Below are 12,343 nucleotides of genomic sequence, written 5' to 3'. Positions count from 1 at the left end.
CCTTGGATTTACCCTCGGCGAAGGTCAGCTGCAGCATGCCGCCTTCAGCCTTCACCTGGTTCTTGGACCACGTGCAGTTCTGGTGGGCGCCGTTGTTCCAGCCGTCGGAAACATACCAGACGCTGCGGTCGATCTTATCGAAATCATCGACGAAGGATTTGCCCGTCGCCTGCTGGGCATGGGCGGGGAGGGCGCCGAGGATAAGGGCGCCGATCGTCAAACTCTGGCAAAACAGTCGCGCATGGGCGATTTTGGCCGTCATGTCTCACCTTTGCTGTGGAACGAATTCTGCCGGGACTTCCCGGCGGGAAGCGGATTGAGAGCTCTTCTTGGTCCGGCCGCCGGTCAAAACGGCGTAGAGGCGCGGCGCGTTGGTGCGCACAAAGCTGTTGGAAAGCGCAAGCACTGGAAAGAGCACCAGAAGCGAGCCGCAGAAGAAGAGCGGATAAAAGCCGATGCCTGTCTTTCCCCAGATCATGAAGAATAGGACGAGCAACGGATAATGGGCGCAGAAGATCCAGAAGCTCAAGCTTCCGGTCTTTGCCAGGCGCTGGCCGAGAGGGGTCTTGATCAGCGGTGCCGAGAGCATCCAGAAGCCGGCAGCCCCGCCGATTGCCAGTGCATTGCGGCATAGTTCCACCCAGTCCGGCATCGATGGGCCGCTCATGTAGATCGCGGTTGCAAGCAGCGCCGAAGCGCCAAGCAGCAGCGCCACGCCAAGTGGTGCAAAGCGGTCGAGCGCCTTGATGTCGATGTTGTAGAGGCTCGCATATATGCCGAAAGCGAAGCTGAAGAGGATCGAGCGCTTGATCACGATATAGAGCGACATTTCCGGAATGAGCGCGAGCAGCAACAAAGTCGACAATGTCAAAAGGGGGATGCGCCGGATGAGCCAGGCGAGCAGCGGCGAAAGCAGGATGCAGACGAAGAGGTCGCGCAGGAAGTAAAGCGGGATGTTGGTGGGAAATTCCTCGGCCGCAAAGAGCTGACTGAGAAGGCCACGCACCGATGCGGTCCACGGGCTTACGACATAGCCGTCACCGATGCCGACGCTCAGCATCGCAAGCGCGGCGATGAAGAATGCCGTGTTCCAGATGAGAAACGGCAGGAAAACGGTCTGCGCTTTGGTGCGCACGGTTTTCACATAGTTGAAGCCTTCCATCCCTCCGCGAAACAGCAGGTAGCCGGAAATGGCGCTGAGGCAGGGAACCCCGACACGGAAGAGAGCTTCGCTCAGGAAGACCCGCAGCCAGTCGAAGAAACCGTAGTTTCCGTTGAACGGCGTATTGGCAGGGTCAAACGGTATATGGACGAACACGATGCCCGAAATGAGCACGATGCGCATCAGGTTGATCCGCGAGGATACGTTGGCGTCAACGTTCACGTTATCAGTCACCCCTATTGGGTCGCACCCCCCCTTGCGACCGTTTTCAACGAGAGCAGACACGAGCCCGCAGACCAAAAGCTAGAGCGTTTTTACGGAAGAAAATATGGCACTGCAGCAAAAATGATCGGCAATCCCGTTTCGGGACGGCTGATACGAACGGTTCAGCGACGGCTCTTATCGGGCTTGGCTCTAAGAGAAGGAACTGAAACGCCGATGGGGCAATGTATATCGGAAAGTCATCATAAATTCAAACTGGGGGGCGATGAAACCCGCCGCGATGGGAAAGTTTTGTCGTTTGATGAAGGAATCCATTGGTTTTCACGCGGTGCCGGGGGTCTGAATGTGGCTGAAATGTGGCTATCGCTCCCCGCATGGGTTTATTAGGCACATCGCCGTTTGACAATCGCAGGTGGGCTTTGACAAAATTTCGGCCGGAATGACCTACATCATTTCGCAGTGCAGCAACTTGCTCGGGCGCAGTCTTGACCCTATGTGCCTATCACCGGACTGTTCAGGAGAAAGAATGGCGACCTTCACGATCATCATCCCTTTTTATCAGCGCGAGGACGGCATTCTGCGCCGCGCGTTGGCCTCTGTCTTTGCGCAAAGCTTTCAGGACTTCGATGTGATCGTCGTCGATGACCAGTCGCCTTATCCCGCCGAAAACGAGCTAGAGCCGCTTGCCGAAGGCCAGCGATCGCGGATTGCGGTCGTCAAACAGGCGAATGCGGGACCGGGCGGGGCGCGCAATACTGGCCTCGACAATGTTCCGGCGGCAACGCGCTTTGCAGCCTTCCTCGATTCAGACGACCTGTGGACGCCAAAACACCTGCAGAACGCCTATGATGCGCTGCAGACATTCGATGCCGACTGCTATTGGGCGTCGATCCACGGAGGTGAGGAATTCGACTATCATTTCAGCATCGCCGACCTAGAGGCCACTGAAAAGGCGGTGCGCCTTTGCGAGAACCCGCTGTTGCTCGAGATTCCCGACATTGCCGGCGTGATGCTCAAGAACTGGGCCTTTCTCCACATGTCGTGCATGGTCATCGGCCGGCCGCTGATCGACAAGGTCCGCTTCGACGCGGCACTGCGGCTGGCGGCGGAGGACGTGCTGTTCTTTTGCGATTGCATGCTTGCGGCGCGGCGCGTGCTTCTTTGCGTGGAGGCAGGCGCCTTGCGCGGAGAGGGTATCAACATCTTCCACGGCGTGGACAACGATTCACCGCAGTTTCTCAAGCAGCAGTTCATCACCTGGATGGCGCTCGACCGGCTTGAAAGCCGTTTTTTGAAGCGTCCGCAGGAGATCGAGACCATAAAGGCCTACAAAATCCGTGCGCGGAAGCAGGCGCTCTGGAGCCAGGTGCGGCTGGTGCGCCGGCGGCGCCTGCCGGACTTCCAGATGCTGGCCCGCTGGGCGTGGCGTGATCCGGCCCTGTTTGCAAGTGCTCTGCAGATCGCCGGCGGCAAGCTTTCGAAGTAGCGCTTCCTATTCGGCTGACGACGGCAGCAGATATCTGAGGCCGCCAGCACCTCTGGTGGCGATCTCGACGCCGCCGGGGCTGCGGAAACGTTCCGTCTTGTCCATGAAGATGCCTCCGGCAATCGCCGGAACGGCGAAAGGATGGGCGAGGGCGTAGCGCAAGGCTGCACCAGCGCCCGACTGCTTCTTGATATCGAGGAAATGGCGAAGTTCGTATTTGCCGCGGGCATGGCTCTCGTGGCGGCGCACGGCAGCGGCGGCTTCCGCCGTCAGGCTGCAGTTCGCCAGGATCGCCTGGTCGGCTTCGTAGAGCTTGCGGAGGTCCTCCGTGCGGTGGCTGCCGCTCAACGAGTTGCCACGCACGACAGCACCGTAACCGCAGCTATGGATCACCTTGTAGCGCGCGCCGTTGGCCAGGGCCCGGACGTAGAGGTCGTAGTCCTCCCCAAGACGCATCTCCTCGCGGTAGCGCAGTCTGTGAGCGTCGAGAAACGCGCGCCGCATCACCGGCTTCAGGAAACCGATTTCGCCGCGCCGGACACCGCGCTTGGAAATATTGCCGTCGACGAAGGCCACCAGGTCGAGAAACAGCGGACGGTCCAGGAAATGATCGAGTTGCTGGGGCGCACGCGTCACGGTCTCTGCCTCGACGAAAGCGATATTGTCGGCGACGAAATCCCAGTCGTCGTCCGCAAGCATCCGGCTGAACCGGCCTTCAAAGAAGAAGTCGTCGGCATCGAGTATGCTGATCAGTGGGGCGGTGGAGATTTCGATCGCGTGATTGCGGGCGGCCGATGGCCCTCTGTTCTTTTCGAAGGAAACGACATTCAGGCGATTGCTGCCGTCATCGGCAGCTCTGGCCGCGGCGGCGGTTTCATCGCCGGATCCGTCGTCGATGACGACGACTTCAGCCACTTCATTTTCCCGTAAAGCCGAAGCGACAGCCAATTTGATCGTATCGGCCGCGTTCTTGGCGGCGATGATCACGCAAACGCTTGCCTTAGCCATTTCAACCACGTCTTACCCTCCGTTGTCTCGCGCAAGAGTTAGGACGTCGCCGCTTCTGCGGCAATGCAAAAGACCTTCAAAAGATATTACGGGGTTGGCTGGCGGTTATCGTTGCCGCCCGGAAAGCCTTGTTTTCAGCGATTCAAAGGCTCGGAACCGTTGAAGGGCGAGACAGGAATCTTCTCCTTGTCGTCGCTGCGGGCCGGAATATTGGATGCCGCCGTGCTGCCTTGGGTGTTGCGCGCCTTTGCTTCCTTCCACACGAGGAACAGGACGCCGCCGAAATAGCCCAACTGCAGTAGAACGGCACAGATCACCGTGTCTATCAGTGTCGTTGTCAGTGAGCCGTTCAGCCAATAAGTCGCAACCGCAAAAACGGCCAAAGCGCCGATCATGCTTATAAAAACGCGAGGTGCATACATAACCGTGCCTCCCTTGGGGAGGTTCGTTCAATGAACAGTCATTGAATCGGGCGTCCTCCCTAAGGACCCTTTACTTGTATATTTTAGAAGGCCTTTTGTTTCAACCGAACGAGAGCATTCTTTTTCATCCGTCGTCTGTTTATCTACAGTATTCGGTTTAAGGTTTCCTTCCGGCTTTGGGTAAAATCGACGAAGCCTCGTTAAGGAATGCCGTGACGGGGATTCGGGTGCAAATGTGTCGATTTTACCTCAGGTTGTACCAATTATGACATTGCAAGCGATACTTTGCGTCACATTTGCCTACTGAACCAACGCATGAAAGCCAAATGCGTTCAACTTTTATTACAAAGTTTTTATCTAAATCGATTTGAGTGTGCAGCGCAAAATTGATGGTGCGATGCAATAAATTCAGCGATAAGACAATATAGTTGACCTACTCTCTGCAGTGCCCGCATGGCTTAGGCAAATGTCACCCGAAAGGCGTAGAAAGATTTATTCTTCAATCTTTTTGCGACGCGAAGCAAACACCAAGACCTTTAGTGCGCCGCACAGAGTCTATTCAAAAACATTGCATGCTTTGCATATGTAGTTTAGAGAACCCTTAAAAAAAGAAATGTGATAAAGACACGCCGGAAACGGGCCGTTACACAATCGCCATGAAATTGTGGCTTAAAAAAACAAATTCCGCCCATACACTCCTCATTCGTCAGCGCTAGCTTAGCGGCCTGGGCTTACCGACCAAACGGCAAACATAAGTGGAGTTAACTCTATGAAGTCTGCGACGAGATCGGACAGTACGCCATTTTTTGGCGTGGTTCATGCGAATGTGTTTCCGCCGACTGGCGGGATCATGAAGCGGGCATTCGATATCACGGCTGCCTCGCTCGGGCTCCTTTTCCTGAGCCCGATTTTTCTGATGGTGATGCTGCTTGTAAAGCTCTCCGACAAGGGGCCGGCTTTCTATGGGCATCGCCGTATCGGCCACAACGGCCAGGAGTTCCGTTGCCTGAAGTTCCGGACCATGGTCGTCAACGGCGACAAGGTCCTGCAGGAGCACCTGCGCAACAATCCAAAGGCGATGGAAGAATGGCGTTTAACGCGAAAACTGCAAGACGATCCGCGGGTCACCACGGTCGGAAGCGTGCTTCGCAAGCTCAGCCTTGATGAACTGCCACAGCTCATCAACATCCTTCGCGGTGAAATGAGCGTTGTCGGGCCGCGGCCTGTCGTTCTTGATGAACTGGAACTCTACGAGTCTTCGGCCGTCTACTATCTACAGGCGCGTCCAGGTCTTACCGGACTTTGGCAGATCAGCGGGCGCAACGACGTGTCCTATGCTGCCCGCGTGGCTTTCGACACCCACTACGTCGAAAACTGGTCGCTCATCCGCGATGTGAAGATCATTGCACAGACGATCCCCGCCGTCTGCATGCAGCGTGGCAGCTACTGACAAGCCGCTTCCATATACGCCAAGTAACGTACGGTACTGCTTTTGGCTTGCCGTGCAGATTTACGAGGAAGACTGAATGAGAGAAATCCTGTTGCGCCGCAACCTGCTTGGAAATTCCTTTATGCACGGCCTCGCTTTCGTTGCGGGGCTTAGCATATTGATCGGGTCCTCCGGCTTTGCCCGGGCTGCCGACTACCAGCTCGGCACCATGGACAAGCTGCGCATCCGCGTTGCCGAATGGCAAACGGCGGAAGGCGCGATCCGCGACTGGTCGGTGGTGAGCGGCGATTACACGATCGGCCCCTCAGGCAGTCTTTCATTGCCGTTCGTCGGCGACCTCCCGGCCTCCGGAAAGACGACGGATGCAATCGCCAAGGAAATCGGCGCCGCGCTGCAGAAGCAGTTCGGCCTCAAGGACCGGCCGTCGGCGTCCGTCGAGCTTGCCCAGTTCCGGCCGGTCTTTCTGACCGGCGATGTGGAAAACCCCGGCGAGTATCCCTTCGCACCCAATCTGACAGTCGTGAAGGCCGTCAGCATCGCTGGCGGCCTGCGCCGGGCCGATGCCGGCCAGCGCTTTGCCCGCGATTTTATCAACGCCAAAGGCGACGCCGTCGTCTATACGACGGAGCGCAACCGGCTCATTGCCCGCAAGGCGCGGCTGCAGGCGGAAACTTCCAAGAGCGACACGATCGAAATGCCGCAGGAGCTCAAGGATCTGCCCGAGGCAAAAGCCCTGCTCGCCAGCGAAATGGCGTTGATGAACACGCGCAAGAAGCGGCTCACGCTGCAGCTTCAGGCGCTCGACGACCTGAAATCGCTGTTGCAGGCCGAAATCGAATCTCTCGGCAAGAAGACAGAAACACAGACGCGCCAGCTCGAGCTTGCCAAGGAGGACCGCGACAAGGTCGAAAACCTGGCCGAGAAGGGCCTTGCGCTCAGCGCCCGAAAAATGGCCGCCGAACAGCGCGCCGCCGATACCGAGGCTACCCTTCTCGATATCGATACGAACATCTTGAAGGCCAAGCAGGACATCAGCCAGGCCAATCAGGACGAGATCACCCTGCGCAACGACTGGGACGCCAAGCTGTCGCAGGAACTGCAAGACACCGAATCCGAACTCGACACGCTCAACCTGAAGATTGCCACCAGCGACGCGCTGATGTCGGAAGCATTGGCGCAATCGAACGATGCAGCGCGTTTCGACCCTCAAAATGCCGCCAGCATCAGCTATTCCCTTGTGCGCGAGGTTGACGGCCAGTCGAAGGAAGTTCCGGCCACGGAAAATAGCACATTGCAACCGGGCGACCTGATCAGGGTCACGGCCGGGGTTGCGATGAGATAGCGGAGACCCGCATGCGGATCGCCAAATCGGTGCTGATAAAGCCAGGTGAGAACGAGCTTTACGCCATTCCGGCGGTTGCGCTTTCTCTCTTCTGCTTTGCTTACTCGATCCGCTTCGGGCAGGTGGCGATCCTGTTTTACTATGCCTTGTGGCTGCCGCTCGTCGCCGTCAATTATCGCAAGGTGCTCGGCAGCTATAGCCGCTTCATCTGGCTGTTCGCCTTCGCCGTTTTCGCCTTCCTCTCCGTCTTCTGGTCCGCCGTGCCAAGCGTGTCGCTGAGGGCAAGCATCCAGTACCTGACGCAGGTGGTCTGCGCGCTGATTGCCGTGCGCGTGCTTGATGTCCGCACCCTGACGCTCGGCGTCGTGGCAGGCGCGGCGATCGTGCTGCTGTTTTCGATCCTCTTCGGCTACTACGAATATGACGTGTTGGACGGGACCTACAGTTTCGTTGGCGCCTTCGCATCGAAGAACCAGCTCGGCTTTTATGCCTCACTGGGCATCATCTTCGCCTTTGCCGCCGTCTTCATTTACGGCGAGCGGCGCTTCTGGTTGATGACGTCGGGCATGGTCGGCCTTATGGCGGCCTATTGCCTGCTTGCCTCCCAATCCGCCACCTCAGTCATCACGACGGCGGCGGTCGTTGCCCTGCTGATAGGGTTTCGTGTCGTGCTCATGCTGTCGCCGCAACAACGCAAGCTGCTGGTGGTCGGCGGCGGCGTCGCGGCTGTCATCCTGGTGGTGGCGGGCGTCTATCTAGGCGCTGTCGACGCGGTCTTGGGCATCTTCGGCAAGGATTCGACCCTGACGGGCCGCACCTATCTTTGGCAACAAGGTATTGGGGCTGCGGCGCAGAACCCGGCCATTGGCATCGGCTATCAGGCTTATTGGGTTCAGGGCTTCGCAGAGCCTGAGCGGCTATGGAAGGAATTCTTCATCGCCTCGCGAGCCGGTTTCCATTTTCATAATACCTACATCGAGACGGCCGTTGAACTCGGTCTGATCGGCGTGCTCATCCTTGCCGTTACGATCATCGCGACGCTTTGGGGGCATCTGCGCCGGCTGATCGAGGATGTGCGCAACGATGAATCCTATTTCCTTTTCGGCATCACCGTGCTGCTTCTGATCCGTTCTTTCGTGGAGATCGACGTTTTGACGCCCTATAACGTCGGTACCTTCCTTCTTTATTTTTCCGCGGGCAAGCTTGTCGGCGCGCGCCAGCGCTCGGCGATGGCCGGCCTGCACCATTACCAATCTGCTAAGCCTGTTCGTTCCTGATTTTTGCACGTACGCCGCAAAAAAGCGGCGCAACGAGGGATATGCATGAAGACCCTCTACGGGATCCAATATTTGCGTGCCTTTGCGGCACTGGCCGTCGTCGTTTTCCATGCGGCTGAACGAAGTGGCGGGCACTTCACGATCGGCGCTGCCGGCGTCGACGTCTTCTTCGTCATCAGCGGCTTCATCATGTGGGTGATTAGCGACCGCAAGCCGCTGACGCCGCATCGCTTCCTTATTGACCGCATCCGCCGCATCGCACCCTCATACTGGCTGGTGACGCTCATCATGATCGGCGGAGCGATGGCAGGATTGTTTCCGAACCTGCAGCTCGACGCAGGCCACGTCCTGGCCTCGTTCGTCTTTGTTCCTATGCACTCGCCGAGCACCGGCGAGATCTGGCCGATCCTGGTTCAGGGCTGGACGCTCAATTTCGAGATGTTCTTCTATGTCCTATTTGCCGGCGCCTTGTTCCTGCCGCGCCAATGGCGGCTGCCTTTCCTCTCCGTTGCGTTCGGCTTCTTCTTCGTGGTCGGCCTGATCTGGAAGCCGTCTTCGCCGATGCTCGCCACCTATACGCGGCCAATGATCCTGGAGTTCCTCGGCGGCGTCTTCATTGCCGAACTGTGGTTGCGGCGCTGGACCGCCGGCAATAGTCTCGGGCTTGGCTGCGTCGGCGCCGCACTGTGCGGTTTTGCGGCGATTCACCTGATGGGTGCCGGGTTCGACGAATTCATATGCGGACCGCTGGCGATGGCGCTGGTGTTCGGCATGGTCTCGCTGGAGTCCGACGGCAGCATCGGCCGCGTGCCGCTGCTCACCTATCTCGGTGATGCGTCCTATTCCATCTATCTGTGGCATACGTTTGCGGTATCGGTTGCCATCAAGGTTGCAGGAATTCTCAAAATTCCGGGCGGAATTGCCGTGCTTGCGGCCATTTGCGGTGGAACGTTGCTCGGAATTGCGGCCTATGAGATAGTCGAGAAGCCGCTGCGCAAGCTCCTGTCCAACGAAGCACCCAAGCGCCGCCCGCTTGAGCAGCGCCCTTCGTAATGATCAACCTGTTTCTTCGACCGGTTGTCCTTTCGGCGCCACTTTGCGGCGGCGCGCGCGCAGCACGACGTAGAAAACAGGGGTCAGGAAGAGGCCGAAGATCGTAACGCCAAGCATGCCCGAGAAGACGGCAGTACCGAGCGATTGGCGCATTTCCGCGCCTGGCCCCGTCGCGATCATCAGAGGCACGACGCCGAAGATGAAGGCGAATGCCGTCATCAGGATCGGGCGCAGGCGCAGATGGCTGGCCTCGATCGCCGCCTCCACCGGCGTCTTACCGTCCTCTTCCGCTTGCCTCGCGAATTCAACGATGAGGATCGCGTTCTTTGCCGCAAGGCCGATCAGCACGATGAGGCCGATCTGGGTCAGGATGTTGTTGTCCATCCCGCGAAGATGCACGCCCAAGAGCGCCGCAAGGATCGCGAGCGGCACGATCAGGATGATCGCAAGCGGCAGCACCCAGCTTTCATATTGCGCCGACAGCGCCAGAAAGACGAAGATCACCGAAAGCGCGAAAATATAGATGGCCGTATTGCCTGTGCCGCGTTCCTGAAAGGCGAGCTCGGTCCAGTTGAAGGTCGTTCCCGAGGGCAGTAGCGAACCCGCGATCTTCTCCATGCTGTCGAGGGCGGTGCCGGTCGACACACCCGCCGCCGGATTGCCCTGTAGCGGTACCGAAACATACATATTGTAATGCTGGACAAGCGCTGGACCGCTCCGGTCCTCAACCTCGATGAGGGTTCCCAACGGCACGAGCGCGCCCGTCGCCGAGCGGACCTTCAGGGCAAGGATGTCGTCCCGCTCGAGGCGGAATTCCTGATCGGCCTGCGCCCGCACCTGATAGACCCTGCCGAAAGCATTGAAGTCGTTGACATAGGATGTGCCCAGATTGATCGAGAGCGTATCGAATATGTTCGAGATCGGGACGTTCAGCATGCGTGCCTTGTCGCGATCGATATTGAGAAAAAATTGCGGGCTCGATTCGGAGAAGGTCGTGAAGACGCCGGTCAGCCCGGGTGTCTGATTGGCGGTACCCATCATCTGCTGGGCAAGGGCCAGAACGCGCCGCATGTCGCCGCTTTCCAGGTCCATCAGCTGCATCTTGAAGCCGCCGGAATTGCCAATACCCCTGACCGACGGCGGCGGGATGGCAATGATGAAGGCTTCCTGGATGCTCTGCAGGTTTTGGTAGAGCTGACCGATGATCCGGCCAGCGCTCAGACCCTGCTCAAGCCTGTGTTCGAAGGTGTCGAAGGGTGCAAAGACAACGCCTTGATTGGACGCGTTGGTGAAGGTGGCGCCGCTGAAGCCTGCAAAGGCCACCGCGTTTGAGACGCCGGGCGTGTTGCGGATGACTTCCGCCGCCTGCTGCACGACGGCATCGGTTCTGTTGAGCGAGGCGCCCTCGGGCAATTGGAGGACGACGATTGCATAGCCCTGGTCCATATTGGGGATGAAGCCACTGGGGACGATTCGACCCATGTAGTAGGTCGATCCCAGCAGTCCCGCAAATACCAGCAGTGCACAGAACAGAGCAGTCTTTGTCGAAACGGTACGGCGAACAATCCATGAGTAGCCGTTGCTCATTCCCTCGAAACCGCGATTGAAGCCGTTGGCGAGGCCGCGGCCCAGTCGCGTGAACGGATTTCGCGTCTCCTTCGCATGTTCTTCGTGCGGCCGCAGCACGAGCGCAGCGATGGCTGGCGACAAAGTCAACGAATTGACCGCCGAGATTGCCGTTGCGACCGAGATCGTCACCGCAAACTGCCGGTAGAACTGGCCGGTAATGCCTGGGATGAAGGTCGTTGGGACGAACACGGCGATGAGTACCAGGGAGATGGCGATGACCGCCGTTCCGACCTCGTCCATGGTCACATGCGCCGCTTCCCTCGGCGTCATGCCCTTGGCCAGATTTCGCTCGACGTTCTCGACGACGACGATCGCATCGTCTACCACGATGCCGATAGCGAGCACGAGCCCGAAGAGCGTCAGCATGTTGAGCGAGAAGCCGAAGGCGAGCAGGAAAGCGAAAGTGCCGATCAGCGACACCGGGATCGCGACGATGGGGATGATGGCCGTGCGCCAAGACTGCAGAAAGACCAGCACCACAATTGCGACCAGCACGGCCGCTTCGAAAATGGTCTTGTAGACCTCTGATATCGACTCGGAAATGAACTCGGTCGGATTGTAGACGATGTTGTAAGCCAGCCCTGGAGGAAAATCCTTGGCGAGCTCTTCCATGTTCGCCTTGATTTCGGCGGCGGTAGCCAGCGCGTTTGTGCCCGGACGCGAGAAGATGCCGAGCGCCACCGCCGGCTTGCCGTCGAGGTAGCTGTTGGTGACGTATTCCTTGGCCCCGAGCTCGATGCGGACGCTGGCCTGCAGCGTTACACGTCGTCCGGCTTCCCTCGCCTCCACACTGACGTAGCGGAACTGCCGCGCATCGGAGAACCTGCCCTGCGTCGTCACGGTGTACTGGAATGCGTTTATGCCCGAAGCCGGCGGCCCGCCGATCGAGCCACCCGAAACCTGCACGTTCTGTTCGCGCAAGGCAGCCACCACATCGTTCGGGGTCATGCTGTAAGCGGCCAGCCTTTGCGGATCGAGCCAGATGCGAAGGGCATATTCGCGCTCGCCGAAGATGGTGAGGTCTCCGACGCCGTCGAGACGCACCAGCACATCGCGGATGCGGCTGCGGGCGTAGTTTGAAACGTAAAGCTGATCGTAGCGGCTGTTCGGAGACAGGATATGCACGACCATCATCAGGTCGGGCGAACTCTTCGCGGTGGTGACCCCGTTGCGGCGAACCTCATCGGGCAGGCGCGGCTCGGCGATCGCTACCCGGTTTTGGACGAGAACCTGCGCCGTATCCAGATCGGTGCCGCGCTTGAGGGGGATGTGCAGGGACATCGACCCGTCGG

At 58.6% G+C, this 12,343-nt stretch carries 9 protein-coding genes and 1 pseudogene; 5 read left to right on the top strand and 5 right to left on the bottom strand.

The window, feature by feature from the left end:
* Both C9413_RS17635 and C9413_RS17630 read right to left on the bottom strand, forming a co-directional pair.
* Window positions 1-262 (bottom strand): annotated as a pseudogene (locus tag C9413_RS17635) (1,3-1,4-beta-glycanase); the annotation flags it as partial.
* A 3-nt stretch (window positions 263-265) separates the two neighbouring features.
* Window positions 266-1,384: an acyltransferase gene (locus C9413_RS17630; RefSeq protein WP_039846901.1), complete on the bottom strand. Its 1,119-nt coding sequence runs from the start codon at window positions 1,382-1,384 to the stop codon at window positions 266-268.
* A gap of 526 nt (window positions 1,385-1,910) precedes the next feature.
* On the opposite strand from C9413_RS17630, the gene C9413_RS17625 reads away from it, so the two are divergent.
* Window positions 1,911-2,870, top strand: a complete 960-nt coding sequence (locus C9413_RS17625) for a glycosyltransferase family 2 protein (protein WP_039845740.1) — start codon at window positions 1,911-1,913, stop codon at window positions 2,868-2,870.
* Window positions 2,871-2,876: 6 nt separating this feature from the next.
* Here the strand turns inward: C9413_RS17625 and C9413_RS17620 are convergent, their stop codons facing one another.
* Both C9413_RS17620 and C9413_RS17615 read right to left on the bottom strand, forming a co-directional pair.
* Window positions 2,877-3,878: a glycosyltransferase family 2 protein gene (locus C9413_RS17620; RefSeq protein ID WP_039845739.1), complete on the bottom strand. Its 1,002-nt coding sequence runs from the start codon at window positions 3,876-3,878 to the stop codon at window positions 2,877-2,879.
* Window positions 3,879-4,012: 134 nt separating this feature from the next.
* The gene (locus C9413_RS17615) at window positions 4,013-4,300 is read right to left on the bottom strand and encodes an exopolysaccharide production repressor protein (protein WP_039845738.1); all 288 of its coding nucleotides are present in this window, start codon (window positions 4,298-4,300) and stop codon (window positions 4,013-4,015) included.
* Window positions 4,301-5,069: 769 nt separating this feature from the next.
* Between C9413_RS17615 and C9413_RS17610 the strand changes: the two genes are divergently transcribed.
* The 4 genes from C9413_RS17610 (at window position 5,070) to C9413_RS17595 (ending at window position 9,422) form a co-directional block, all read left to right on the top strand.
* Window positions 5,070-5,750, top strand: a complete 681-nt coding sequence (locus C9413_RS17610) for a sugar transferase (protein ID WP_039845737.1) — start codon at window positions 5,070-5,072, stop codon at window positions 5,748-5,750.
* 121 nt (window positions 5,751-5,871) lie between these two features.
* Entirely contained in the window at window positions 5,872-7,092 is a 1,221-nt protein-coding gene (locus C9413_RS17605) for a polysaccharide biosynthesis/export family protein (RefSeq protein WP_223844021.1), read from the top strand.
* Between the two features lie 11 nt (window positions 7,093-7,103).
* A complete protein-coding gene (locus C9413_RS17600) occupies window positions 7,104-8,369 on the top strand; it encodes an O-antigen ligase (protein WP_039845736.1) in 1,266 nt (421 codons plus the stop codon).
* 45 nt (window positions 8,370-8,414) lie between these two features.
* Entirely contained in the window at window positions 8,415-9,422 is a 1,008-nt protein-coding gene (locus C9413_RS17595) for an acyltransferase (protein WP_039845735.1), read from the top strand.
* Between the two features lie 3 nt (window positions 9,423-9,425).
* On the opposite strand, the gene C9413_RS17590 is transcribed toward C9413_RS17595, so the two are convergent.
* The coding region (locus C9413_RS17590; RefSeq protein ID WP_170250692.1) for an efflux RND transporter permease subunit at window positions 9,426-12,343 on the bottom strand (2,918 nt) is incomplete at its 5' end.

It is taken from the genome of Rhizobium sp. SEMIA 4085 (assembly GCF_013004495.1).
Taxonomy (GTDB): Bacteria; Pseudomonadota; Alphaproteobacteria; order Rhizobiales; family Rhizobiaceae; genus Rhizobium; species Rhizobium gallicum.
This window is presented reverse-complemented; position numbering and strand designations above follow the sequence as displayed.